We start from the raw sequence: 23,932 nt of genomic DNA on the forward strand, positions 1-23,932 counted from the left end.
ATAGAAATGTAATCCAGATAAAAAAAAGACCATCTTGTTTAAGACAGTCTTTTTGGTTTTGATTATTTCCGCTGCGCTCCAATTAATTAAATTTTCTTAATATCAAATGCCTCGGGTGATGATGATTGATGATTTGTATTTGAATTTATTTTCGGGCTTTTGCCGCTTCTTCTCTGGCTTTTTGTGCTTCCAGTAACGCTTTTTCACGTTCTTTCATAGCTTCTTTGTGGACTTCCATAGCTTCTTTATGTGCTTTCATGGCTTCTCTATGTTCTTCCATGGCTTTTTTTCTTGCTTCCATGCCTTCTTTTTGCGCTTTCTCGATTTCCGGACGAATGCGTTCCATTTCCGCTTTGACTTCGTCGGATATTTTTTTAACGTCGATGGTTTCAACGATTTTTTTTCCGTCTTCGTTTCTGGTGGTAATAATAATTTTTTTATCGCCGTCCTGAATTATTTTAATCTCATCAGCGCTGATATTTTTACTGCCTTTTATGCCTTTTGGACCTTTTTCTCCCTTAGTGTTATAAACAAATACATTGTCTATGTTTTCGGCATCGATTGCACCCAAGATTTCTTCGGTCACTTTTTCACCGTTAACCCAAACTTCTTTTTTACCGTCTTTTTGTTTGATTACGACATTTTTCTTAATCATTTTTGGCGTTCGTGGTGTTCCCGGTGCATCCGGTGGTGAAGGAAGGTCTTCTAAAGCCGGAGCATCTGGTGGTGTGGGAATGTCAAAATCGTCCGACCAGTTAAAACCATCTTCCTCACCTTCTACAACTACCTGAATTGCCTCGCCGTTTTCGTTCAGGTGTTTTATAGTTTTGAATCTTGCCAAGCCTTCTCTCGGGCCTACTTCTTTTGGCGCTCCAAAACCAATGGCGCCTTTCCCGTTTTCGTCCATCTCTTTAAAGAAATGAATAGGTTGAATAGGGGAATCACTTTCCGTTTGCGAAGTGCCTTTTCTGCCGTCTTTGTCTTTGTATTCCACTTTAATGGCAGTAATTTCACCTTTGCTGTTTCGTTTCACTTTGGAAATCTTCAAAGTTACACCGTACTCGTTTTTAAGCATTTCGGCATACTTTTTAATTTCGGCATCGGTAGAATTTTTATCGATTTCCACCGAGATCACATTTTTGGTTTGCTGGCGGTTTTCCACTTTAGGAAGTGATTTCTCTTGCGCCAAAACCCGCATTTGGAATTGGAACATGAAGAAAGCCAGTAACGGCAGCACCACGAAATACTTCCAGTAATTCTTCTTACTTGATTGATTTTTGTTTAACATAACGATTCGTTTTTTGATTAATGATTGATAAAATGGATTGGTGATTGCAATGCATTGCGACTGCATTGTGACTTTTAATAAGGTTTTCTGATAGCTTTTAATATCGTCGATTTGTTTTGTGGCTTCGGCATCGGCAATGAATTCAAGGTTTTGTGCAATGGCTTTTTTGTACAGCCATACAATCGGATTGAACCAAAACGCAATGCAGAAGATTTGGGCAACCAGCATGTCTAAAGAGTGCTTCTGGGCACTGTGCACTTTCTCGTGATGAAGAATGTTTTCCAATTCATCCTCTTTCAGCACGCTGGAATTATAAACGATATAATTAAAAAATGAAAAAGGTGATTGGACTTTCTCAGTATCAATTAAATAAAAATTACTTCGTTTGATGGCTTTCGGTTTTTCGATTAACTGTTTGATTGCGAAACAATCAATTAGAAACTTAAGGAGAAAAACACTGATCCCGATTCCGTAAAGCACCAAGACTACCTGAAACCAATTGATTTCAAACGCCGGTTCCTGAGCCGGAACAGAATTGGAAACCGATGAAACGACACTATAGTTATCGGTAAACGGAGCAGGGTCTACCCAAACAATTTTGGTATAGGTTATGAAAGGCAACACTAACGAGGTGATTAATCCCGCAAGCAAGAACCATCGGTTCGAAGTAAAAAATGTCTCTTTTCGAAGGAATAAGAAGTACGCCAGATAGAACACACTCATCAAGGCACTCACTTTCAGCAGATAAATTCCCAAAGCTTCCATAGGCTTATTTTTTCTGTTCGATCATCTCTAAAATCTCACGCAATTCTTTCGCACTGATTTTCTCTTCTTTGGCAAAAAAGGAAACCATGCTTTTATAGGAATTATTGAAATAATTTTCAATAGCCACGTTCATAAACCCTTTACGGTAGTCTTCTTTTGTTACGATAGGGAAGTACTGGTGCGTATTTCCGAAAGCATTATGCGACACATAGCCTTTCTCTTCCAGATTCCTGATTATCGTAGATAGGGTGTTGTAATGCGGCTGATCTTCTTTAATTTCGGCCATCACTTCTTTCACGAAAGCTTTTTCCAGCTTCCATAAAATGTGCATCACTTCTTCTTCTTTGTTGGTTAACTTTTGCATGATTGTTTGTTTTAAGTGGGCGTTTTCGCCGAAAAAGGCGAATCGGGCTATCCGCTATATCTTTTGCTACACTTCGTTTCGCAAAAGGATGCCGCTGCTATCCCTAACGCAAACGTGCTTATTATTCAAGCACAGAACAAACTTACAACTATGTTTTTAGTTACGCAACTATTTTTATAGTTAAATAACGAATTTTATAGTTTATTTAACAAATTTGGGAATTGTAAAAATAATTAAAACCGCTGATTACTAGAGTGTTAATTAACTTTTTTATTGAACGTATTTTTGCATTTAAAAAAAACGCATCCCTTATTACGGAATGCGCTTAATGTTATCGTCGTTGCAGTTTCTCCACATTTTTTAATTATCCTTCCTCTGGTAAATGCAGTGCTTTTCGCAACAGGATTTCAAAAGAAACATCACTTGGATATGGTAATTTTGCATTGACGAAATTACCTTTCGGGTCTATTAATATAAATCTCGGTATGGTTTCCAAATCATAATTCGTAGCGAATAGTTTAGAATTATCAGTATGCCATTGCAATACCGTTTTCGATTTGCTTTTGGCACTAATAAACCATTTCTGCACATTTTCGTCGGTACTGAGCGCTACAAACTGAATGTTCTCCTTTTTGTATTTCAAAGCAAATTTCTCAAAGTAAGGCGATTGCTGTCTGCACGGGCCACACCAGGTAGCCCAAACATCAATAAGCACATATTTACCTTTCAGACCAACCAGTGAAACTTTATTTCCGTCAACATTTGTGGCTTCAAAAACGGGTGCAGGTTTACCTTTTCCTAAACTTTCGGCAATTGCGTTAAGGTTGTTAATCTTTTTTCGATAATCGTTATTGCTGAATTGCGAATTGTACTTTGCGACAAATTGGTTTCTTTCATTGCTGGTTGAAGCTTCTTCAATACTTTTACTTATTTGCCAAAAGAGCATTTTGTCTTTAAACGATCCGTTTTTCAGTTTCGAAATGGCTAAAACAGCTTTGGTGTTCTCGTCGATGTCCTGATTGTTCTTGGCAATCAGCTGACTTTTTACATAATCGAAATAATCAGTACTGCTAAGTAGGCTTTCGTCGGTTAAGGATAGTTTTTTTTGTATTTCAACGATTTGCGGTCCTCCGTTAGTTTTTTCATTAGGGTATAAAGCAGATCTTTTTTTCAAAAGGTCATTCCACATATTCAGGTAATTTGTAGTGATTAACTTCTGTCTTCTTTCGGTATAATCGTTTTTCGGAATATAATTATCAACAGTTTTAAACGTGTTGGCTGCTTCAGTTTCCTTTTTCCATCCTTTATATATTGCCTCAATAATAATTTGAGGTTTATCAAGATTAACGTTTTCCTGTAAATAATAGGAAGCCATATTCCAATTTACTTTAGCGTTGTCATTCATTTGATTTTCAGCCAAACGGGTCCCTTTCAATTTGAATTCTGACTTTGATTCAGCAATTTTTCCATCCAGGTAAATACTGTCTTGTTGTCCGAAAAACACATTGCCTTGAAATTTATGGTCGATTATGAAAGTATAATTATCAGTGATTACTTTTTCTTTCAAAACGTAATGGAATTCATTGTTTTTAATTGGAATTACAGCAATAGTATCCTGAATGGTATTGTCTTTAATATAGATGTTTTGGAATTTCTCACTGCTTTCAATCCTACCACAAAAAACGGTTTTGTCATAATCCGGCATCTGATTGGGACGTAATAACCAATAGGTTAATCCTCCAAAAAAGAAAATTACAACAAACAGTTTTGAGATTTTTAAAGGGCTGTTAAAGGCTAATTTCAAAGTTTTGTAACGATACCAATTAAAGCCGATGTACAATAAAATGATACCCAGAGTCACACTAATATATTCGGTAAAAGTAAACCAATATCCTAAATCGCTGCCTTTATGATTTACGGCTATTTTGGAAAGAATTTCATAAGGATACCAAACCGGTACCAAGTCAAAAGGTTTGAGGAAGATGGTTAGCAATAATCCGAAAAAACCAATTATGACAGACCAGATAAAACTTGAAATTAAGACCGAAATGATAAATTGGATTATCGTAACCAGTAGTGATGCCACAAACAAACGCGTGCCCGTATGAATAATTTCAATTACAGGAAACTCCATAATAGCCATTTTAGGCACGGTAACGAAAAAGCTAAGCAACCAAGCGCATAGTATCGAAACGAAAACAAAGAAAATTATTGAAATGGTATTGGCAATAAGAACGGTAAAGAATTTAGAGAAATAAATCGAAAATTTTTGTGTTGGTTGGGTTTCCATTAGTTGCCAGCCACCATTTTTATGGTCCAATTGTGTGATACGACTCACGGTGATAATAATAAGCAACGGAAAGAAGAAATAAGCAAAAGGCTGCAGTGTATTTTCAATAAATTTTAAATAATAGTTATACGGCAATTCAGATTTAATTTCGTCAGTACTTTCAATGAGAAGAACAATGAAAAAAAGTATCGGCGAAATAGCACCTATTATAGCGCTGGTGTAATACATACCTGTACCTCTTTTTTTGATATGTTCGGCTTTTAGTGCGGTAATAAAGTTGGAAATATTAATTTTCATCAGTTCGTTTTTCATTAGTTAGTGTCATAAACCATTCTTCCAGTCCGTCTAAAATTTTAACTTCATAAATGGCGGCATTTTGGGCAATCAGGTTTTTAATAAAATCAGGAATAGCTTCCTTGTTTTGAATGTTTAAGACGATTTGATTTTGAGCAATCATCTTTACATTGGAATAACTGTTTTCGAGTTTCGGCAGCCAATTTTCCGCATCGTCAATCGTGATTTGAATTTTACAGAAGCTGGCAGCTTTAGAAAGTTCCTGCATGGTGCCTTCAAAACGTAGTTTTCCCTTATTGATGATACTAACATGTGTACACATTTTTTCAATTTCACTAAGTAAATGACTCGATACAAAAATGGTAACCCCTTTTTCTTTGTTGAGTCTGATAAGTAGTTTTCGGATATCGATAATTCCGTTGGGGTCCAAGCCGTTTACCGGCTCATCGAGTAAAAGTAATTCGGGTTCACTCAATAAAGCCATGGCAATAGCTAAACGTTGTTTCATTCCCAACGAATATTGTTTTGCTTTACGTTTTCCGTCTTGGGTTAAATCAACTAATGCGAGTGTTTCATGGATTTTTTCTTCTGAAATCCCACGAAGTTTAGCAATATATCTCAGATTATCAATCCCGCTCAAATGAAGGTATAGTGCGGGTGATTCTACCAAAGAACCCACTTTTGAAAAAACGAATGGTAATTGTTTTTGAAGTGGTTGATTGAATAGTTTAATGGCGTTACCCTGTTCCGGAATGATTCCGGTTAGTAGTCGCATCGTGGTTGATTTTCCCGCTCCGTTGGGACCTAAAAAACCATAAATTGAACCCTTTGGCACTTTGATGGAAATATTTTCCAAAACTTTCTTATCCTTGGAATATTGAAAATTGAGCGCCTCAGTTTGGATTATATAGTCGGTCATAATTATTTTTTTGCCTACTAAAGTAAGTAAAATAATATGTTTTTTGACTTAAATAAATTACCGTAAAAGAAAAATTTGTTGGAAAATAATTACGAGTTAATACACAACGTTAAGTTATCGACGTTCTAAAAATTAAGAAACTAATCGTTTTCCTGCGAAAGCAGTTTTCGCAACCAAATGGAAAAGCCCAACGCAATAAGTCCAAGCGTACCCATGAAAAACCAGTTAGCCTGATACCCCCAGCGTCCAATGATTTCCATTCCAATTTTGGAACTCAGGATATGGGCCAAGCTGTAACTCATCGTAAAAATAGCCATGTACCGACCCTCATGTCCTTTTGGCGCCCGACTCATGGCAAACGAATTCGAAAAAGGAAAGGCGAACATTTCACCGAAAGTCATAAACAGCATCATCACTACCAATATGCCGCTCCAGGTGTTGATTAACAATAAAAACATACTGACAGTCATCGCAAAAAGTCCGAAACCTACAATACGCACTTTATCGATTTGCTTTCTTTCCACATAACCCACAACGGCCATTTCGGTAAAGAAAATGATTAATCCGTTCATCATCAAAAGCAAGCCGCTTTGAAATTCGGTCAAATTGAACTGAACCTTATGATAGAGCGGAATAGTCGTGAACAATTGGAAGAATAAAATCCCCGAAGTCATGCAAATGAAAAGGAAAATCCAAAACGGCGTATCAGTGAATACGGATTTATTGGAAGTTTCAATTATCGCATCTTTATGTTCCGATGTTTTTTCCTTTTCTTTTACTAATAACGAGAATATCAAAATGGCAACGATACAGGTAATTCCGTCTACCCAAAACAACCCTTTGTAACCGGAACTCATGATGATCAATCCTCCCATCGCAGGACCGGCAGCAAAACCTAAATTAATGGCCAGTCTAACCAGGGTCAGTGCCCGCGTTCTGTTTTCCGGTTTCGCATAAGCGCTCAAAGAAACAAACATGGCGGGGCGGAACATATCGGCTATAATCATAATCGAAAACATCCCGATGCAAAGCCCTACAAAACTCGTTATATATTGCAATAAAACAAATGCAATTCCGCTGGTAAAAAGACTGAATATCATTACCCTGTAAAAACCCAGTTTGTCGGATAATTTACCTCCAAGCCAGGACCCGGCCATAGAACCCACTCCAAAACAAACCATTACCCAACCAACCTGACTGTAAGAAAAATGCAAGTCTTCTTTCAGATATTTAGATAAAAAAGGCAACACCATGGTTCCGGCTCGGTTGATAAATGTAATCAGCGTCAGAATCCAGATTTCCCTCGAAAAACCTTTAAAGTTGTTGATATAGCGTGAAAAAGCCAGCTGAAGCATACGGAAAGCGTTAAATGCAAATTTAAGAATCTTATTGTGCGGTTGGTTGTTAAATGAATGTGAATTTTTGGAATACGAATTTTACCTATTTTTGCATAAAATACATCCCGATGAAAAAACTGTTTTTCACATTTTTGTTTCCAATACTCGCATCAGCACAATGCAACGAAAAAAACTCAAAAGCTTTTCAGGAACAACTCAATAAAGAGTATGCCAATCCGGAAGAGTCACCTCTTAAAAAATCGGATTTAGAGCATTTCAAAACCCTTGATTTTTATGCAGTTGACATGGATTTCTGCGTGGAAGCAAAACTGGTAAAAACACCAAAAGAAAAGCCATTTGCCATGAAAACCTCCAGCAGCCGAACGCCTTTGTATGTAAAATACGGCGAGTTGCATTTCACTTTAAAAGGCAAAGAATGTAAACTGAACGTGTTCCGAAATATCGAATTGTCAAAAATGGAAAAGTATAAAAACCATTTATTTCTTCCGTTTACCGATTTAACCAGCGGAGTGGAAAGTTATGGCGGCGGCCGTTATATCGATTTGGAAGCGTCCGAAAAAGAAACGATGACTATTGATTTCAATCAGGCGTACAACCCGTATTGTGCTTATAACGAAGGGTATTCCTGTCCGATTCCACCGAAAGAAAACGATTTGTTGGTGGAAGTGAGAGCGGGCGTAAAGAAGTTTCATGATTAACTTTTTGAGTTTTTTTGAAACATATAAGTCATTTAAGTTTTGTAAAAGAAAGAATTAGATTTCGAGAATTCTCATATGACTTATATGGTAAATAAAAAAATAGAATGAAATACAACATCCACACCCATAAAAATACCCATCAGAAAGACGTTTTGGAAATTGTCAATCAGTATCCGAACGAGTTTGACGCGTCAGTCCCATATTTTTCCATCGGAATTCATCCGTGGTATATTGATGTGGATAAGGTTGAAGAACATTTACGAATTATTGAAGAAAAACTGCAACAGAAAAACTGCCTGGCGTTAGGCGAGTGCGGGTTGGATAAACGAATTGAAAAGCCATTGAAAATTCAGACTGAAGTTTTTGAAAAGCAATTAGCATTAGGAATTAAATATCAAAAACCTGTAATTTTGCACTGCGTTTCCGCGTATCAGGAAGTAATCGAAATCAAAAAGCGATTAAATATTGATGTTCCGATGATTATTCACGGATTTTCAAAAAATGGACAAGTGGCGAAATCGCTTTTGGACAACGGATTTTATTTATCGTTCGGGAAATATTTATTGCGAAACCCGGAATTGGCTTCCGTGTTTGAACAGGTACCAAACGAACGGTTTTTTCTGGAAACCGACACCATCAAAGAAAACATCGCAGATGTATATATAAAGGCTACATCAATCAAAAAGCTTGATGTGGAACAAATTATCTCGGATAATTTTAAGTTAGTTTTTAACCCGTAATGAACGAACGGTTTTTCGACCGGAATCACATTGCACAAAATGTTTCAAAATGGCAGAATGGACAGAAAGAGCCGAATTATTGTTTAAAAAAGAAGGATTAGAAAAATTAAGGAATTCCAACGTATTGATTGTGGGAATGGGGGGTGTAGGTTCTTTTGCAGCTGAATTCATCGCGCGTGCCGGAGTTGGAAAAATGACCATTGTGGATGGTGACGTAGTGGATATTACCAATATTAACCGACAGTTACCGGCTTTGCATTCGACAGTAGGAGAACCGAAAGTTAAAATTGTGGGTGATCGTTTAATGGATATCAACCCGGAATTACAGTTAACCCGAATCGAAGAATTCCTTTCCCCGGAAAGAGCTTTCGAATTGGTAACGCCAGAGTACGATTATGTTTTGGATTGCATCGACAGTATCACCCCAAAACTGAATCTGATTCTTGCCGCCAAACGTAAAAAAGTGAAAGTCATCAGTAATATGGGTGCGGGAGGAAAGCTTCAGGCAAGTAAAGTAGTGGTGAAAGACATCAGTAAAACCGATGTTTGTCCGCTTGCGAAAGTAATACGAAAGCGATTAAAAAAAGAAGGGATTTCAACCGGAGTAAAAGCGGTTTTTTCAGTTGAAAAACCGGATCAGTCAAGTTTGAAAATGACCGATGGCACTAATTTTAAAAAATCGTTTTTTGGGACCAACAGCTGGATGCCGGCTTTATTTGGGTTACATGCCGCCGAAACGGTTGTCAAACATTTATTAAAGAAATAAAAAAGTCCCCGCTAAACGGGGACTTTTGTTTGTTATTGTACCGCAGTAGTATCTTTTACTGCTAACGGAACTTCAATCGGTTTGGGTTTTTCCACAATTGGAATGTAAATTTCAGTAACCCATTGCGAAGACTTTCTGGTTTGGTTCACACCAACTTTGTATACTTCAATGTATTTTCCGGATTTATTTTCCAGCCATTTGTGTTTTGCAATTTCCGCATAGGCTTTATCCCAGGCTTCTTTGCTGTGGGAGTAATCGCCTTTCAGCGTAGTTTTTAAAGCCAGATGGGAGTAGAAACGTCCGCCTTCGATATCACTTCCTTCAGAGGTGAATATCTCTTCCACAATCGGTAAACAGGCGGAGAAGGTAACAATTCCGTTTACGGTATCAAACTTGTTGTAAATAGCAAAAGGCGCTCCGTTTACGGTAATATTATTGTCTTTTGTAAATTTCGTAATCTTACGGAACAGTATTCCCATGTTTTTATTCAGACTCGGAATTTTACAGGTTAAGGTTTGTTTGATATAATATGTTCCTGATTTTCGGGTTAAACCATTAACGGTTACGGAGTAATTTTTTAGTTCCCCTACCAGAATATTATCAATGTTTTTCAACCCTTTTTCAAACATTGGTGCCATCATGTTCTCAGCACCACCGCTAAAGAAAGCGAAAAATTTCATCATAAAATCCATTTTTCCTTTCATTCTCCAGGTTACCTTGGTACCGTTTCCTGTTTTCTGAAAGCCCCAAATAATATCATTCGGCTCACTGTCTTCAAAATATATTTTTTGGAAAAGACTATCGTTTTCAATGGTCTTAACGGTATTCATTTTACCTTCACCATCTTTGCCTTTCCAGGAATAGGAAGCTCCCATGCCTTTGGTTTTTCCGGCATATTGGTATTGAATGCTTTTATCTTCTTCAGCCCACGGTCCCCAGTCTTCCCAGTTTTTATAATCGTCTACATAATTATATAATATGGGTTGAGGGACATTGATAACCTTACTTCTTTGGATATCAAAATTTCCGTTTTGGGTTCCAATATAAACCGAGACTGCAATGGCAGCAAGTAGTATGAGTAGGAAAATGTATTTTACAATTCGCATAATTGGGTTCTAATTATGATAATTTTCAAATATAACACTATTTATTCTTTCAGGACCAACTTGATTATAAATAAAATTCCTATAAAAAGCAGGAAGAAGAAGAGTATCCATAAACTGCCTTTATAATGAATTTTGTGGAGTGCCAAATCTTTACGGTAAACGTAAATCATAACCAAGACAAACACAATAACGAAGAAAATGGCAAAATACAGCTGGCCTGTTGAAAACATAGTTGGAATTTTTATACAAAATTAGTTTTTTTGAATATTCTTTTTGATTAATTTCCTTGCAAAATTTTATAAATATGCAAAAACAAATCAATTCCGTAAAAGAATTTCACGAAGCCTTTGGTTTAGGCGTTAATTTTTCGCCAAAAGGTCACTTGGGAGAACAGGTAAACATGCTTCGTTTCAACCTAATGAAAGAAGAGAATGAAGAATATCTTGAAGCTGTTCAGAATGATGATTTGGTTGAAATTGCCGATGCTTTAGGTGATATGCTGTATATTTTATGCGGTACAATTCTGGAGCACGGATTACAACATAAAATCGAAGAAGTTTTCGACGAAATCCAACGCAGTAATATGAGTAAGCTGGGAGAAGATGGAAAACCGATTTACCGCGAAGACGGAAAAGTGATGAAAGGTCCGAATTATTTCAAACCGAATTTTGAGCAGATATTGAGGTAGGCAGGAAGTAGAAAGCAGGAAGTAAAAGTTAAGAAAATATTGTATTGGGTTTATGCCAATTACCAATCATAAAAAAGGGAATCAAATTTTGATTCCCTTTTTCATTTATAGTCTGCTAACTGCTGACTGTAATCTTGCTTACTATATTTTCACAGTCCAGCCAAAAGTATCTTCCGCCAGTTTGTATTGAATGTTAGTCAGCTTTTCTTTAATTTCCCCTGCAAATGAATTTTCCATTTTTGGTAATTCATAATAAGTATCCTGATAAGAGAAACCTGCAATTGGGTTAACCACAGCAGCGGTTCCTGCTCCGAAAATCTCTTTTAACGTTCCGTTTTTGGCTGCTTCCACAATTTCGGAAACCAAAACCGGACGCACTTCAACTTTAATTCCGTCACGTTGTGCCAATTCAAGAATACTTTTTCGGGTAATTCCGTCCAAAATACGTTCGCTGGTTGGTGCGGTATATAAAGTGTCGTTAATTCTGAAGAAAACATTCATGGTTCCTGCTTCTTCTAACATAGTATGCGTTGCATCGTCTGTCCAGATAATTTGCTGAAATCCTTTTTCGTTTGCTAATTTCGTAGGGTAAAATTGTGCCGAATAGTTTCCTGCCGCTTTTGCAGCACCAATTCCGCCGTTAGCTGCACGACTGAAATGATCGGCGATAACCACTTTCACTTCACCCGAATAATAAGCACTGGCCGGTGAAAGGATTACACAGAAACGGTACTGATTGGATGGAGAAGCAATTACGCCATGTCCGGTTGCAATCATGAACGGACGAATGTATAACGAATTTCCTTTGCCTTTTTTAACCCATTCTTTTTCAATTTCAATCAGCTTTTTCAATCCGCCAATGAAAACTTCTTCCGGAACTTCCGGCATAGCCAAACGAACAGCTGATTTATTAAAACGTTCAAAATTTTGATCCGGACGGTACAACCAAATAGCATTGTTCTCGTCTTTGTAAGCTTTCATACCTTCAAAAATTGCCTGACCGTAATGAAAAACCCTTGATGACGGATCCATCGTAAATGGTTCATACGGTTTGATTTCAGGTTCTCCCCAAACACCGTTGTCGTAATCACAAACCAACATATGGTCTGTAAAGATGTTTCCGAATGATAAGTTGTCAAAATCAACCGAAGTTATTTTTGATTCTTTTGCAGTAACAATTTTAATGTTGCCTGTTGCTGTTAATTCCATTGAATAATAATTAGTATTTAAAAACACTAAATCGCTGTTTATTAGGGAATTCGGAATTTTAGAATTGCTAATAAACCTGTTGTGTCATTGCAAATCTAACAAAAAAATGCACGTTTTTTAACGTCGGATTAAAAATAGCATAATTGATTGCGGAATTGCCAATTTGTTTTTAATTATTCAAAATTTGACTTTAAAATGTTATTTTTTAATGGAATAAGCAGAAAAAAACCGTTGCCCGTTTTGCCAATCGATTTTAATTTGTTTCTTTGAAATTCCAAATAATAAAGACAAAAAAATAAATAGGATGAAAAAAGTTATCGTTTTGGCCGTTTTGGCCGTAGCTGTCGTAAGTTGCAATAAGAAACAAGAAGAAGCTAAGATTGCGGAAGCTCCAAAAGTGGAATATGCGGTTTTCGGAGATAGTATTTCGGATGCGGAAGCATTGACAAAAGAGGAAATGTTCGCTAAATTCAAGGATCTGAAAGAAGGGGATACTTTGAATGTAAAGTTCAAGTCAGAAATCAAAGAAGTGTGTCAGAAAAAGGGCTGCTGGATGTCGATGGATTTGGCGGAAGGAAAAGAAACTTTCGTTAAATTTAAGGATTATGCCTTTTTTGTACCGATGAATGCCGGAAAACAGGAAGCTATCGTAAATGGGAAAGCCTTTGTGAGTGTAGAATCGGTGGAAGATCAAAAACATTATGCGAAAGACGGCGGGAAATCTCAGGCTGCCATTGACAGTATCACCACACCTAAAGTTACCTATTCTTTTATGGCAGATGGTGTTTTAATCAGTAAATAATGAAAAAGATAGTATTGTTGGTACTTACTTCTGTATTGATTTTATCCTGTAATAAAAAGGACGAAGTTAAGGAGGAAGTCAAAAAAGAAGTTTCCGAAAAGAAGCAATTCGAGATGTATGAAATGTCAGAAATGGCGGCTTTGATGGAACAGATGTATGTTGACAATCAGCGTTTGAAGGAGCGAATCAAAAGTGGCGACACGATTGGTCAGTTTCCGCAGCATTTCATGAAGATCCATAAAGCGGTAATGACGGATGAAAGCGAAAACGACGATTTCTTTAAGGAACAGGCGGCGAAATTCATCCAGGAACAGGAGTTGATTTACAAGGATCCGAAAAATGCCAAAGAGCACTTTAATAACGGGGTAGATGCTTGTTTAAAATGCCATGAGGTGAAATGCGGCGGCCCTATTCCGAGGATCAAAAAACTTTATATCGAATAAACGTTGAAACGAAAAATTATTCAAACGGAAGATGGTTCTTCCTCATTACTGATGGAGGAGTGGGGGGAAACCTACCATTCCAAACACGGGGCGATTCAGGAAGCCAAACACGTATTCATACAAAACGGACTGTCACTTTTTAAGGAACAGTCCGTTGCTGTTTTGGAGATAGGTTTCGGCACAGGATTAAATGCTTTGGTTACTTTATTGGAAGCCGAAAAATTGAAATTGACAATCGATTATACCGGCGTGGAAGCTTATCCGATTTTGCCGGAAGAAGTCGAAAAACTGAATTATGTTTCGCAACTGAATGCTAATCAGTCTGATACGGATTTTCAGTTGATGCATTCTTCCGAATGGGGCGTAAAAACAGTAGTTTCCAAAGGATTTACTTTAACAAAAAGACAACAATACTTTAACGAAATAAGTGACAAAAACCGCTTCGATTTGATTTACTTTGACGCATTCGGATTTCAATACCAGCCCGAGTTGTGGTCGGTTGAGATTTTTAAAAAAATGTTCGAAGCATTAAAACCGAACGGAGTATTGGTTACCTATGCCTGTAGAGGCAGTGTGAAAAGAGCAATGATAGAAGTTGGTTTCTCCACAGAAAAATTGCCCGGACCTCCAGGAAAACGCGAAATGTTAAGAGCTGTTAAAAAGTAATTATTTTGTTAAAATAATGTGATATATATTTAATGTTAATAAATAATTAATGCAGAATTAAAAAATAATAAAATATTTTTATAAATTTACTATAAGTTCTTACCCCATTAACCAATTAATAGTTGCAATTATGTCAAGATCAATGTATGCTTACACCAAATCTATTTTAGAAAGAGTAAGTTTCGACCCAATATTATTTTGTAAAGAATTGGAAAAAGCCGTGAAAATCCTGTTGCCTTATGAGTTAGAACAATTAACAGAGTGGTTGCTTAGCTTTACAAAAGAGAAACCCGAATTACGACAATGTTTAATTTATGTAAATGAATAATAATTAAAAAGGAGCCTCGGCTCCTTTTTTTTTGCCTTCTTTTACATTGGCAATGCGAATAATGAAAAAGTTTTTATGTAAGTATTTTAACGCTTATTTTGAAAGAAAAACGCTTTTAATCGAGATATATTGCATTTAATCGATAATTTTTTGTTTTTTTTCTTTGTGGTAAAAATGTTTTTATTTACTTTTACTCTACGTTCTTACCTAGTTAACCAAAAATACTGATTGATTATGCCGCGAATGATTTATGATTACACCAAATCGGTGCTTGAAAGAGTGAGCTTTGATCCTTTGCTTTTTATGAAAGAATTAAAAAAAGCAATTAAGACATTATTGCCGTATGAAATTGAACAACTAAGTAAATGGTTGAGGTACTTTACTTCTGAAAAACCGGAACTGCGACAGTGTTTGATTCTCATCAATGAAAATTAACTATATAACCCTACCTAAAACTTAACCCAAAATAAAAGGAGCTTCGGCTCCTTTTATTTTTTTAACAATGGACTGATAATTTGTACGTTGTGAAAAGCAATGGCTCCTTTTACAACACCGGAAATTGTGGTTCTCAACGCATCAATAATGTGCATTTTCAGTTCGCTTTTCGGATAAATTAGACTTACCTCGCGGGCCGGTCTCGGTTCTTTAAAATGGCGCAGTTTTTCTTTGTTTTTTTCACTTAGGTCCAGCGTATGTAAATAAGGGAGCAATGTAATTCCTAAGCCTTCGTCGGCCAGTTTGATTAAGGTTTCAAAACTACCACTCTCAATTTGAAAACGGCTATCGTGATTGGCATTGGCATTTTTACACAGATTTAAAATTCCGTCTCTGAAACAATGTCCGTCCTGAAGCAGCAAAATGTTGTCCAAATCCAAATCGCCCACTTCAATTTCCGCTTTGCTCATATTTTGGTGATTCTCCGGAAAATAACCCACAAAGGGTTCATAATACAAAACAATTTCTTTGATAGTTTCTTCCTCCAACGGGGTAGCGGCAATGGCTGCATCCAAATGACCGCTTTTCAATCGCTTGATGATTTCTTCGGTATTATGTTCTTCAATTATCAGATTAATTTTCGGATACTTATTAATGAAGTTATTCAAAAACATGGGTAAAAGCGTTGGCATTACGGTAGGAATAATTCCGATTTTAAATTCACCTCCAAAATACCCTTTTTGCTGATCTACAATATCTTTGATTCTGCCCGATTCATTCACAATATTCTTTGCCTGTGAAACGATTTTCGCCCCAATTTCGGTCAGTTGGATCGGTTTTTTGGTTCGGTCAAAAATCTGAATATCCAGTTCTTCTTCGAGCTTCTGAATCTGCATGGAAAGTGTCGGTTGCGTTACGAAACACTTTTCAGCTGCCAGGGTAAAGTTTTTGTGTTCGGCAACAGCTAAAACATAATATAATTGGGTAATAGTCATCGGATAAGTATTTTCGATAAAATTATAAAATCTATCAATTTAATTTATTCTTGTTGTGCGTTTTTTTTGAATAAATTTGTATAACTAATCAATTTACGTATAAGGCCATGAAAATGAATAGTTTAGGATTGCCTATAAAACAAACACAGATTTTGGTTGCCGAATTGAATATTCTGTTGTCCAATTTTCAGATTTATTATCAGAATTTAAGAGGTCTGCATTGGAATATTCGCGGTAAGCGCTTTTTTGATTTGCATTTGAAATTCGAAGAATTATACAACGATAGTCAGCTAAAAATTGATCTGATTGCCGAACGGGTACTAACCTTGGGAGGAACACCATTGCATACTTTTGAAGATTATGTTAGGAACAAACGGATACAAGTCGGTAAAAGTATTTCGAACGATGAAGAAGCCATTCAATTGGTTATCATATCCTTAGCGGAATTGCTTAAAATTGAGCGGGTTATCTTAAAGCAATCCGGTGAAATTGACGATGAAGGCACCAATTCGATGATGAGTGATTTCATCAAGGAACAGGAAAAAACAATTTGGATGATGAAGGCGTGGATGGAAGAAGAAATGTAGTGAACTCGTTTGATCTGATGGCGCAGATTTAGTATTAAAATAATCATAATAAATTTTCAAGCCAACTTATAATTTTCTACATTCGCAGAGTGAAAATTTTAGCTAACATAGTTCTTATACTTTTCATTACTTTTTTGGCAACACCAACGATTATTGGGTTGATGAAAAGTAATGCGGACACTTCCATTGTCTATTCTTTTTCGGAAGAAGAGATCCATAAAGAAGTTAAGGAAATTCCGCTTAGTATTGGCGACATACTTCAGGTTCCGGCTATAATTTTTAATAAAAAGTCAGTTATCATAAACATTGATAATGAACAGAAACATGATAACGTTTCTGAAGAAATATTCTCTCCTCCACCCGAATTCATATAATGCATTTTTAAAGTAATCGTTTTGATTATCAGTCAGATATCTTGAGATGTTTGAAGTATTAATTGTATTATATTTTATTGGGTTATGACAAAAAAAACAAATCTTTTTGGCAGCCTGAAATCTGATTTCGCATCAGGTTTGGTTGTTTTTCTAGTAGCTTTACCGTTGTGTTTGGGTATTGCTATGGCTTCCGGCGCACCTCTTTTTTCCGGAATTATTGCGGGAATTATCGGAGGAATCGTGGTAGGTTATTTAAGTAAATCACACGTTAGCGTTTCCGGACCGGCAGCAGGTTTAACTGCCATTGTACTTACGGCAATCACCGATTTTGGTGCGTTCAATATTTTTCTTACCGCAGTTTTTTTAGCCGGATTAATCCAGATTGTATTGGGTTTTCTGAAGGCGGGAAGTATTTCTAACTATTTTCCAACCAATGTTATTGAAGGAATGTTGGCAGGTATTGGCGTTATCATTATCTTAAAACAACTACCGCATGCTGTGGGGTATGATGCAGATTTTGAAGGGGATGAGGCTTTTGTTCAGGCTGATGGAGGAAATACATTTTCAACTTTATTAGGCGCTTTGGATTATATTCAATTCGGAGCTGTACTGATAACGGTAATTTCATTGATAATTCTGATTGCATGGGATAAACTTCCGTTTTTAAAGAAACTGAAACTGGTTCCGGGTGCTTTGGTTGCGGTAATAGTTGCCGTACTGTTAAATGAAGTGTTTATCGCAACGGGAAGTTCGCTGGCTATTGGAAAAGAACACTTGGTTTCCTTACCGGTGCCAACTTCCATTGCCGAATTTCAGAGTATTTTTATTTTTCCTGATTTTACGTCCATTACAAATCCTCAGGTTTGGATAGTGGCATTCACGATTGCCATAGTAGCTTCAATTGAAAGTTTACTTTGTATCGAAGCGGCTGACCGTCTCGATGTGCAAAAAAGATATACCGACACCAATAACGAGCTTCGCGCTCAGGGAATCGGAAATGTTATGAGTTCGCTTTTGGGTGGTTTACCAATGACTTCTGTAGTGGTTCGTACCTCGGCAAACGTTAACGCCGGAGCCAAATCTAAAATGTCCACCATTGTGCACGGTGCTTTATTGCTGATCAGTGTTTTAGCGATACCAATGGTTTTAAATAAAATTCCTTTGGCAACTTTGGCGGCAGTTTTATTGCTTGTTGGGTATAAATTGGCCAAACCGGCAACGATCAAGCATTTCTGGGAAAAAGGGAAATACCAGTTCGCTCCTTTTATCGCCACACTTTTAGCAGTCGTATTCCTTGATTTACTTAAAGGAGTTGCTTTAGGGATGGTAATCAGTATTCTTTTTGTTTTAAGGGGAAATCTGAAAAGAGCCTATTATTTCAGAAAAGAAGAATATGAAGACGGCGACGTGATTCATATCGATTTGGCTCAGGAAGTTTCGTTTTTAAACAAAGCGGCCATTAAACTGACGTTGAGCAATCTTCCGGAAGATTCGAAAGTGGTTATTAACGCTTCGGATACGGTTTACATTGCTCATGATGTATTGGATTTAATCAAAGAATTCCGAACCATTAATGCGGTTGAAAAAAACATAGAAGTTTCCCTGATAGGCTTTAAGGAAGCCTATGAACTGGAAAATTCCAAAAATGAAAACAACCACGTTTTTATGGAACATGATGCGGTAATTAAATACAGAAACAACTCAATTTCTTCCCATAAAGAAGTAATCGAGGAATTAACATCAAATTAAATACCAACAACTATTACACAATTTAACGTACATTAGTCGTGTAAAACGACTTGTTAAATGAGTTTTAAATAAATACAAGCGAAGATTATGGTTATGAGTGATTTTTATAAGAAAATATTAGATAATAATAAGAAGTGGGTAGAAGAAAAATTGGCTATTGACAAAGATTTTTTTAAGGATTTGTCAAAAGGTCAAAACCCACCGTTGCTGTGGATTGGTTGTTCCGACAGCCGTGTACCCGCAAATGAGATTATAGGAGCCGCTCCGGGAGAAGTTTTTGTGCACCGAAACATCGCAAACATGGTAATACACAGCGATATGAACATGTTAAGTGTTTTGGATTATGCTGTTAATGCCTTGAAAATTAAGCATATAATTGTTTGTGGTCATTATGGTTGCGGTGGCGTGAAAGCCGCAATGGGTAATGATTCCATTGGCATTATTGACAACTGGATTCGTCACATCAAAGATGTTTACAGACATCATCGGGTGTATCTTGATTCCATTATTGATGAAAATGAGCGTTTCAATAAATTCGTTGAAATCAATGTAAAAGAACAGGTTTACGATTTGGCGAAAACCTCTATTGTTCAGTCGGCTTGGAAATCCGGACAGGAAGTAAGCATTCACGGCTGGGTATACGGATTGAATTCCGGTTATGTAACCGATTTGAACGTGAATATCGATTCCAATGAAAAACTGGACGATGTGTACCAATTGAAATTCTAAATAAAAAAGTCCCGTGATTCACGGGACTTTTTTATTCTATATCTAAATTTTCATTAAAGGCAGACGGTAACATTTTCGGAATGAATTTGATTAATATCGGAAGCAACAAGCCACCGCCGGGTAAAAGAAAAATGGTTAATGACGGTATCGTTTTACAGATGTCCAATAGTTGTTTCTTTACTTTTTTCTTCTCTTTGGCGTCCAAATCTCTTGTTGTGGAAAGGGCCAGTAATTTCATTAGTTCTCCGCTTTGCGAAAGCTCTTTAATCAGTCGGTTTTTATTTCTCGTAATCAAAACGACCACATTTTGCGTGGCCTGATCGTAGAAATGTTTTACGGGATTGGAATATTTGAAATACGGAATTTCCTTTTGATATTGTTTAATGAACGTATTTATCGATGCAATGCTTTCCGTGGCAAACTCTGTTTTAATTTCCAGATACTCTGCCAATCGGTATAAAAAATCACTTTCCTGTTCTTCCAGAACATCATCGCTCCACATCGCCATTCCGGCAATATCCAACAAATAATTTTTTTCTAAAGGGGAAGTGAAATAATCCAATTCGAGCATTTCAATAGTATCGATGTTGACTTTCGAAAACTTGGTGTATCGAACGGATGATTCGAAAAGTTTTATCAGTAAATCATCATAATTCGATTTGACCGACTTGGTTTTTAATGCTAATGAAACGATACTGATAATGGTCTCTTCCAGTTTTTTCAGATAATTTCCAGGGATTTCCTGATGCAGCAGGTATTGACGATATGCCAATACATCCATAAACAACAGGGCATTGGTTAAAATATGCGAGAAGTTCTTACTTATGATGTTATCGTTGGTCTGGACACGCTCATCAATCATTTCTTCCAATTTATGACTGGCACTGGAATCGGGAAGCATTTTTTTCAGTAAACTGAAACCTTCAGGATTCATTTGTCTGTAAAAATGAATGGTCTGCTCAATAAAATCTTTTGGATTTCCATTATGCGTAACCAAACCAAAAACGCCGTAAAGCGTATTCAATAGCGCAACTTTGGTAATTTCTTCCGAAGTCCATCCTTTGGTACTGATAGGTTTTTCCACATCGAAACCCACAGTATGACCGTAAATGAATCCCGTATTTCTAACATTGGTGTAAAAGACAGACGAATACACAACAACAGGCAGGAGCAATGGTTTTTGCTCCATAAAAAACTTATCTATCCAACCGTTACTAGAAGGGTTAATCATTGTTGTGAATTATACCACAAAGCTATACCTTTTTATGCTTCTGATACAAACTTACGGTTAAGTTTTCCGTAAAAAATTATTGCCGTGATTTGATGTTGGCTTCGCAAAGTTTTATGATTTCGGCAATCCGGTTTTGTCGGGTTGCTTCCCTTTTGGCATGGTTGAGCCAATAGAGGTAACTTTTCCGATACGTGAAACTGAAATTGGTATAGTTTTCAAAAGCGGTTTTGTTTTTGTCAAATGCCTGTTGTAAATCATCCGGGAGGATTAATTCTTCCACATGATCAAGCGCATTCCGGGAACCGTTTTGTTTTCCGATTTCAATTTTCGCCAAACCGCTTTCGTGCATTAAATTTTCGGCGATGAGTTTTTCAACGTAGGATTTGTTCAGTTTGCTCCACACGCTTTTAGCTTTTCTTGGTGTAAAGGTTTGTTTGCGTCGGTCTTCATCTAATTTCCTTACGGTAGAATCAATCCAGCCATAACAGAGTGCTACTTTAACCGCTTCTTCCCAACGCATGCTTTCAAATTCGCTGCCCACTTTATAAAATACAAGATGCACCCCTTCAGACGTGTCATGATTTTTATGCAACCATTCCCGCCATTCGGCATCGTTTTTAAAGTAGAGCAGCTCTTTTTCTTTCATTGTTATCGGATGATAGCCGTACAAGCCACACGTCCTCCGGCATTTCCAGTGGGTTGGGTAACAAAATCATCGGCACCCTGGTGAACGATTATGGATTTTCCTAAAACGTCTTTGGTTTCATCTCCGCAACCAATGCACCATTCGTCCGTAGAGAAGACAATTTTACCGTTTCCGTTTTCATCGGCAGCAAAATTTCCGATATCGCCTTTATGATATTCTTCAGCGCCCCATTTTCCGTGTTTTTTGAACGTTGGATTCCAATGGCCTCCGGCAGAAGAACCGTCTGCGGCAGAACAATCTGATTTTTCGTGAATGTGAATGGCGTGCATACCCGGTGTTAATCCTGAAATGTTTGCGGTGAATGTCACGGTTCCGTTTTTTTCCGAGAAGGTTACGGTTCCTTTTGTTTTGGTGTCACTTTTGGGTTCTAAAGCAATTTTGAGTTCATTGACTTTTCCTTCGGTTTTTGTTTTACATCCGGTAGTTAAGGCAACTACTCCCAGGGCAACTAAAATAATTTTTCTCATGATTCCTTTTTCTTTCAAATTTAATCATTTTTTACACCTGTCAAGTGTTAAAAAAGCATAAAAAAACCGCTCTGCAAATGCAAGAAGCGGCTTTTAAACAAACTAAACCAATTTTCAAGTCAGTTAATCCTGAAGATTAAAAGCAGTAAGCGTTTTCAGCAACCAATTTAGCAGCGATAGTCTCACGTAAAGCTACTACGTTAGGCATGTTTGTGTATTTTGTGAAACGACGTAATCCCATTAACATCATGCGTTGTTCATCTCCTTCAGTGAAAGAAGCGATTCCTTCTTTTCCTTTGGTATTGATGATGTCTACCGCGTGATACAAATACAATTGCGCCATTGCGATTTGCTCTTTTACATTATCAGCACCTTTTGATTTTGCTAATTTTTCCGTTCTCAGAATAGTGGATTCTGCCATGTAGATTTCAATCAACATATCAGCTGCAGCCATCAATAACTGTTGGTGTGCTTCCAAATCCGGACCGTATTTCTGTACTGCGGAACCAGCCACCATTAAGAACGCTTTTTTCAGTTTTCCGATCAATTCTTTTTCTTCCGCGAATAATTCAGAATAATCCGGAGTATCGAAAGATGGAATTCCCATTAATTCTTCGGCAACTTTCATCGCAGGACCTAATAAATCCACATGACCTTTCATTGCTTTTTTGATTAACATTCCCACGGAAAGCATACGGTTGATTTCGTTCGTACCTTCGTAAATACGGGCAATACGCGCATCTCTCCAAGCGGATTCCATCGGCGTGTCTTCAGAGAAGCCCATACCACCGAAGATTTGGATACCTTCGTCGGAACAGTTCTGAATATCTTCAGAAACGGCCACTTTAAGGATAGAACATTCGATGGCGAATTCTTCCACACCTTTCAATTCTGCTTCCTGATGGGAGTTTCCTTCCGCAACACGAGAATTAATTCTTTCCTCAACACTTCCGCCTGCACGATAAGTGGCACTTTCACCAGCATAACAGGAAGCCGCCATTTCCGCTAATTTGGAACGGATGGCTCCGAAATTTGCGATAGGTGTGTTGAACTGCATTCTTTCGTTAGCGTATTTCACAGAAGCCGAAATGGTTCTTCTTTGTGCGTCCAGACAAGCAGCCGCTAATTTAATACGACCTACGTTTAAGGCATTCATCGCGATTTTGAAACCTTCGCCTCGACCAGCCAACATATTTTCTACAGGAACAATGGTATCACTGAAGAAAACCTGACGGGTTGAAGAGGAGCGGATTCCTAATTTGTGCTCTTCCTCACCAAGCGTGATTCCGTTTGGATTGGCAGCATCATATTCTACAATGAAACCGGTAATGTTTTTATCGTCTTCGATTCTTGCGAAAACAATCATCAGGTGACAGAAACCGGCATTGGAAATCCACATTTTCTGTCCGTTGATTTTGTATGATTTTCCGTCAGCAGAAAGTTCCGCTTTCGTTTTTCCTGAATTCGCATCCGAACCAGCTCCCGGCTCTGTCAAACAATAAGATCCAAACCATTCTCCGGTTGCCAATTTCGGCACGTATTTTTTCTTTTGCTCTTCGGTTCCATACAAAGTGATTGGCATGGTACCAATTCCTGTGTGAGCACCAAAAGCTGTTGAGAAGGAACCTGTTGCTCCTGAAATGTAATCACAAGTTAACATCGTGTTTACGAAGCCCATTCCCAATCCGCCGTATTCTTCCGGAACAGCTACGCCCAAGAAACCAAGTTCTCCGGCTTTTTTCATGCATTCTTCCGTGTAAGCGTAATCTTTTTTCTCAAAACGGTCTTTATGTGCCCATAATTCTTTGTCTACGAATTCTTTAACAGAATCGCGCATCATGATTTGCTCTTCGTTGAAATCTTCCGGTGTGAAAACGTTTTCGCATTTCGTTTCTTTTACAAGGAATTGACCTCCTCTAGTGATATCTTCCATAG

26 protein-coding genes are annotated in these 23,932 nt (G+C 37.4%); 13 read left to right on the forward strand and 13 right to left on the reverse strand.

Annotation, left to right across the window (positions count from 1 at the left end; genetic code table 11):
• Window positions 1–145: 145 nt before the first annotated feature.
• The 5 genes from BLQ05_RS04385 to BLQ05_RS04405 all read right to left on the reverse strand — a co-directional run bounded on the left by BLQ05_RS04385 (window position 146) and on the right by BLQ05_RS04405 (window position 7,275).
• The gene (locus tag BLQ05_RS04385; RefSeq protein ID WP_023576487.1) at window positions 146–2,053 is read right to left on the reverse strand and encodes a M56 family metallopeptidase; all 1,908 of its coding nucleotides are present in this window, start codon (window positions 2,051–2,053) and stop codon (window positions 146–148) included.
• Window positions 2,054–2,057: 4 nt separating this feature from the next.
• Complete coding sequence (locus BLQ05_RS04390; RefSeq protein ID WP_023576488.1) at window positions 2,058–2,417, reverse strand: BlaI/MecI/CopY family transcriptional regulator; 360 nt, start codon at window positions 2,415–2,417, stop codon at window positions 2,058–2,060.
• 364 nt (window positions 2,418–2,781) lie between these two features.
• Window positions 2,782–5,004: a redoxin family protein gene (locus BLQ05_RS04395; protein ID WP_162147783.1), complete on the reverse strand. Its 2,223-nt coding sequence runs from the start codon at window positions 5,002–5,004 to the stop codon at window positions 2,782–2,784.
• Window positions 4,994–5,920, reverse strand: a complete 927-nt coding sequence (locus BLQ05_RS04400; protein WP_023576491.1) for an ABC transporter ATP-binding protein — start codon at window positions 5,918–5,920, stop codon at window positions 4,994–4,996. The genes BLQ05_RS04395 and BLQ05_RS04400 overlap by 11 nt, the downstream gene beginning before the upstream one ends.
• 140 nt (window positions 5,921–6,060) lie before the next feature.
• Window positions 6,061–7,275, reverse strand: coding sequence for an MDR family MFS transporter (locus tag BLQ05_RS04405; RefSeq protein ID WP_023576492.1), 1,215 nt, complete (start codon window positions 7,273–7,275; stop codon window positions 6,061–6,063).
• Window positions 7,276–7,385: 110 nt separating this feature from the next.
• Between BLQ05_RS04405 and BLQ05_RS04410 the strand changes: the two genes are divergently transcribed.
• The 3 genes from BLQ05_RS04410 (at window position 7,386) to BLQ05_RS04420 (ending at window position 9,482) form a co-directional block, all read left to right on the forward strand.
• Window positions 7,386–7,976 (forward strand): DUF1684 domain-containing protein, encoded by a 591-nt coding sequence (locus tag BLQ05_RS04410; RefSeq protein ID WP_035654553.1) that lies wholly within the window; start codon window positions 7,386–7,388, stop codon window positions 7,974–7,976.
• A gap of 104 nt (window positions 7,977–8,080) precedes the next feature.
• Window positions 8,081–8,716, forward strand: a complete 636-nt coding sequence (locus BLQ05_RS04415) for a TatD family hydrolase (RefSeq protein WP_023576494.1) — start codon at window positions 8,081–8,083, stop codon at window positions 8,714–8,716.
• 49 nt (window positions 8,717–8,765) lie between these two features.
• Window positions 8,766–9,482 carry a tRNA threonylcarbamoyladenosine dehydratase gene (locus BLQ05_RS04420; RefSeq protein ID WP_023576495.1) on the forward strand — a complete coding sequence of 239 codons (717 nt, stop codon included), beginning with the start codon at window positions 8,766–8,768 and terminating at the stop codon, window positions 9,480–9,482.
• A gap of 32 nt (window positions 9,483–9,514) precedes the next feature.
• On the opposite strand, the gene BLQ05_RS04425 is transcribed toward BLQ05_RS04420, so the two are convergent.
• On the reverse strand, window positions 9,515–10,588 hold the full coding sequence (locus tag BLQ05_RS04425; protein ID WP_023576496.1) for an SRPBCC family protein: 1,074 nt from the start codon (window positions 10,586–10,588) through the stop codon (window positions 9,515–9,517).
• 41 nt (window positions 10,589–10,629) lie between these two features.
• Window positions 10,630–10,818, reverse strand: coding sequence for a hypothetical protein (locus BLQ05_RS04430; RefSeq protein ID WP_023576497.1), 189 nt, complete (start codon window positions 10,816–10,818; stop codon window positions 10,630–10,632).
• A 74-nt stretch (window positions 10,819–10,892) separates the two neighbouring features.
• On the opposite strand from BLQ05_RS04430, the gene BLQ05_RS04435 reads away from it, so the two are divergent.
• Window positions 10,893–11,276 (forward strand): pyrophosphohydrolase domain-containing protein, encoded by a 384-nt coding sequence (locus tag BLQ05_RS04435; protein WP_023576498.1) that lies wholly within the window; start codon window positions 10,893–10,895, stop codon window positions 11,274–11,276.
• A gap of 141 nt (window positions 11,277–11,417) precedes the next feature.
• On the opposite strand, the gene BLQ05_RS04440 is transcribed toward BLQ05_RS04435, so the two are convergent.
• On the reverse strand, window positions 11,418–12,485 hold the full coding sequence (locus BLQ05_RS04440) for a branched-chain amino acid aminotransferase (RefSeq protein WP_023576499.1): 1,068 nt from the start codon (window positions 12,483–12,485) through the stop codon (window positions 11,418–11,420).
• A 304-nt stretch (window positions 12,486–12,789) separates the two neighbouring features.
• On the opposite strand from BLQ05_RS04440, the gene BLQ05_RS04445 reads away from it, so the two are divergent.
• From BLQ05_RS04445 to BLQ05_RS04465, 5 genes are all read left to right on the forward strand, one after another.
• Entirely contained in the window at window positions 12,790–13,287 is a 498-nt protein-coding gene (locus BLQ05_RS04445; protein ID WP_023576500.1) for a DUF4920 domain-containing protein, read from the forward strand.
• The gene (locus tag BLQ05_RS04450) at window positions 13,287–13,730 is read left to right on the forward strand and encodes a hypothetical protein (RefSeq protein ID WP_051365753.1); all 444 of its coding nucleotides are present in this window, start codon (window positions 13,287–13,289) and stop codon (window positions 13,728–13,730) included. The genes BLQ05_RS04445 and BLQ05_RS04450 overlap by 1 nt, the downstream gene beginning before the upstream one ends.
• Before the next feature lie 3 nt (window positions 13,731–13,733).
• Window positions 13,734–14,396 (forward strand): tRNA (5-methylaminomethyl-2-thiouridine)(34)-methyltransferase MnmC2, encoded by a 663-nt coding sequence (mnmC2, locus tag BLQ05_RS04455; protein WP_023576501.1) that lies wholly within the window; start codon window positions 13,734–13,736, stop codon window positions 14,394–14,396.
• Window positions 14,397–14,526: 130 nt separating this feature from the next.
• Window positions 14,527–14,724 carry a hypothetical protein gene (locus tag BLQ05_RS13865; protein ID WP_035118459.1) on the forward strand — a complete coding sequence of 66 codons (198 nt, stop codon included), beginning with the start codon at window positions 14,527–14,529 and terminating at the stop codon, window positions 14,722–14,724.
• Between the two features lie 234 nt (window positions 14,725–14,958).
• On the forward strand, window positions 14,959–15,159 hold the full coding sequence (locus tag BLQ05_RS04465; RefSeq protein WP_035654523.1) for a hypothetical protein: 201 nt from the start codon (window positions 14,959–14,961) through the stop codon (window positions 15,157–15,159).
• A 53-nt stretch (window positions 15,160–15,212) separates the two neighbouring features.
• Here BLQ05_RS04465 and BLQ05_RS04470 read toward each other — a convergent pair whose 3' ends face one another.
• The gene (locus BLQ05_RS04470; RefSeq protein ID WP_023576504.1) at window positions 15,213–16,154 is read right to left on the reverse strand and encodes a LysR substrate-binding domain-containing protein; all 942 of its coding nucleotides are present in this window, start codon (window positions 16,152–16,154) and stop codon (window positions 15,213–15,215) included.
• A 107-nt stretch (window positions 16,155–16,261) separates the two neighbouring features.
• Here BLQ05_RS04470 and BLQ05_RS04475 point away from each other — a divergent pair, with 107 nt between their 5' ends.
• From BLQ05_RS04475 to can, 4 genes are all read left to right on the forward strand, one after another.
• A complete protein-coding gene (locus tag BLQ05_RS04475) occupies window positions 16,262–16,741 on the forward strand; it encodes a Dps family protein (RefSeq protein WP_023576505.1) in 480 nt (159 codons plus the stop codon).
• Window positions 16,742–16,830: 89 nt separating this feature from the next.
• On the forward strand, window positions 16,831–17,115 hold the full coding sequence (locus BLQ05_RS04480) for a hypothetical protein (protein WP_023576506.1): 285 nt from the start codon (window positions 16,831–16,833) through the stop codon (window positions 17,113–17,115).
• A gap of 84 nt (window positions 17,116–17,199) precedes the next feature.
• Window positions 17,200–18,864, forward strand: coding sequence for a SulP family inorganic anion transporter (locus BLQ05_RS04485; RefSeq protein ID WP_023576507.1), 1,665 nt, complete (start codon window positions 17,200–17,202; stop codon window positions 18,862–18,864).
• Window positions 18,865–18,957: 93 nt separating this feature from the next.
• Window positions 18,958–19,593 (forward strand): carbonate dehydratase, encoded by a 636-nt coding sequence (can, locus tag BLQ05_RS04490; protein WP_035654558.1) that lies wholly within the window; start codon window positions 18,958–18,960, stop codon window positions 19,591–19,593.
• Window positions 19,594–19,624: 31 nt separating this feature from the next.
• Here the strand turns inward: can and BLQ05_RS04495 are convergent, their stop codons facing one another.
• From BLQ05_RS04495 to BLQ05_RS04510, 4 genes are all read right to left on the reverse strand, one after another.
• Entirely contained in the window at window positions 19,625–20,824 is a 1,200-nt protein-coding gene (locus tag BLQ05_RS04495; protein WP_035654525.1) for an LETM1-related biofilm-associated protein, read from the reverse strand.
• Window positions 20,825–20,900: 76 nt separating this feature from the next.
• Window positions 20,901–21,470: a YdeI/OmpD-associated family protein gene (locus BLQ05_RS04500; RefSeq protein ID WP_023576510.1), complete on the reverse strand. Its 570-nt coding sequence runs from the start codon at window positions 21,468–21,470 to the stop codon at window positions 20,901–20,903.
• Window positions 21,471–21,472: 2 nt separating this feature from the next.
• Entirely contained in the window at window positions 21,473–21,997 is a 525-nt protein-coding gene (locus BLQ05_RS04505; protein WP_035654560.1) for a superoxide dismutase family protein, read from the reverse strand.
• Between the two features lie 136 nt (window positions 21,998–22,133).
• Window positions 22,134–23,930, reverse strand: a complete 1,797-nt coding sequence (locus BLQ05_RS04510) for an acyl-CoA dehydrogenase family protein (RefSeq protein ID WP_023576512.1) — start codon at window positions 23,928–23,930, stop codon at window positions 22,134–22,136.
• Between the last annotated feature and the right edge of the window lie 2 nt (window positions 23,931–23,932).

The sequence above is a fragment of the Flavobacterium saliperosum genome, assembly GCF_900100625.1.
Taxonomy (GTDB): domain Bacteria; phylum Bacteroidota; class Bacteroidia; order Flavobacteriales; family Flavobacteriaceae; genus Flavobacterium; species Flavobacterium saliperosum.

Excerpts from the sequence above, each read along its gene's own strand:
- BLQ05_RS04385 (WP_023576487.1), bottom strand. The coding sequence starts at position 2,053 with ATGGAAGCTTTGGGAATTTATCTGCTGAAAGTGAGTGCCTTGATGAGT.
- BLQ05_RS04390 (WP_023576488.1), bottom strand. The coding sequence starts at position 2,417 with ATGCAAAAGTTAACCAACAAAGAAGAAGAAGTGATGCACATTTTATGG.
- BLQ05_RS04395 (WP_162147783.1), bottom strand. The coding sequence starts at position 5,004 with ATGAAAATTAATATTTCCAACTTTATTACCGCACTAAAAGCCGAACAT.
- BLQ05_RS04400 (WP_023576491.1), bottom strand. The coding sequence starts at position 5,920 with ATGACCGACTATATAATCCAAACTGAGGCGCTCAATTTTCAATATTCC.
- BLQ05_RS04405 (WP_023576492.1), bottom strand. The coding sequence starts at position 7,275 with ATGCTTCAGCTGGCTTTTTCACGCTATATCAACAACTTTAAAGGTTTT.
- BLQ05_RS04410 (WP_035654553.1), top strand. The coding sequence starts at position 7,386 with ATGAAAAAACTGTTTTTCACATTTTTGTTTCCAATACTCGCATCAGCA.
- BLQ05_RS04415 (WP_023576494.1), top strand. The coding sequence starts at position 8,081 with ATGAAATACAACATCCACACCCATAAAAATACCCATCAGAAAGACGTT.
- BLQ05_RS04420 (WP_023576495.1), top strand. The coding sequence starts at position 8,766 with ATGGCAGAATGGACAGAAAGAGCCGAATTATTGTTTAAAAAAGAAGGA.
- BLQ05_RS04425 (WP_023576496.1), bottom strand. The coding sequence starts at position 10,588 with ATGCGAATTGTAAAATACATTTTCCTACTCATACTACTTGCTGCCATT.
- BLQ05_RS04430 (WP_023576497.1), bottom strand. The coding sequence starts at position 10,818 with ATGTTTTCAACAGGCCAGCTGTATTTTGCCATTTTCTTCGTTATTGTG.
- BLQ05_RS04435 (WP_023576498.1), top strand. The coding sequence starts at position 10,893 with ATGCAAAAACAAATCAATTCCGTAAAAGAATTTCACGAAGCCTTTGGT.
- BLQ05_RS04440 (WP_023576499.1), bottom strand. The coding sequence starts at position 12,485 with ATGGAATTAACAGCAACAGGCAACATTAAAATTGTTACTGCAAAAGAA.
- BLQ05_RS04445 (WP_023576500.1), top strand. The coding sequence starts at position 12,790 with ATGAAAAAAGTTATCGTTTTGGCCGTTTTGGCCGTAGCTGTCGTAAGT.
- BLQ05_RS04450 (WP_051365753.1), top strand. The coding sequence starts at position 13,287 with ATGAAAAAGATAGTATTGTTGGTACTTACTTCTGTATTGATTTTATCC.
- BLQ05_RS13865 (WP_035118459.1), top strand. The coding sequence starts at position 14,527 with ATGTCAAGATCAATGTATGCTTACACCAAATCTATTTTAGAAAGAGTA.
- BLQ05_RS04465 (WP_035654523.1), top strand. The coding sequence starts at position 14,959 with ATGCCGCGAATGATTTATGATTACACCAAATCGGTGCTTGAAAGAGTG.
- BLQ05_RS04470 (WP_023576504.1), bottom strand. The coding sequence starts at position 16,154 with ATGACTATTACCCAATTATATTATGTTTTAGCTGTTGCCGAACACAAA.
- BLQ05_RS04475 (WP_023576505.1), top strand. The coding sequence starts at position 16,262 with ATGAAAATGAATAGTTTAGGATTGCCTATAAAACAAACACAGATTTTG.
- BLQ05_RS04485 (WP_023576507.1), top strand. The coding sequence starts at position 17,200 with ATGACAAAAAAAACAAATCTTTTTGGCAGCCTGAAATCTGATTTCGCA.
- can (WP_035654558.1), top strand. The coding sequence starts at position 18,958 with ATGAGTGATTTTTATAAGAAAATATTAGATAATAATAAGAAGTGGGTA.
- BLQ05_RS04495 (WP_035654525.1), bottom strand. The coding sequence starts at position 20,824 with ATGATTAACCCTTCTAGTAACGGTTGGATAGATAAGTTTTTTATGGAG.
- BLQ05_RS04500 (WP_023576510.1), bottom strand. The coding sequence starts at position 21,470 with ATGAAAGAAAAAGAGCTGCTCTACTTTAAAAACGATGCCGAATGGCGG.
- BLQ05_RS04505 (WP_035654560.1), bottom strand. The coding sequence starts at position 21,997 with ATGAGAAAAATTATTTTAGTTGCCCTGGGAGTAGTTGCCTTAACTACC.
- BLQ05_RS04510 (WP_023576512.1), bottom strand. The coding sequence starts at position 23,930 with ATGGAAGATATCACTAGAGGAGGTCAATTCCTTGTAAAAGAAACGAAA.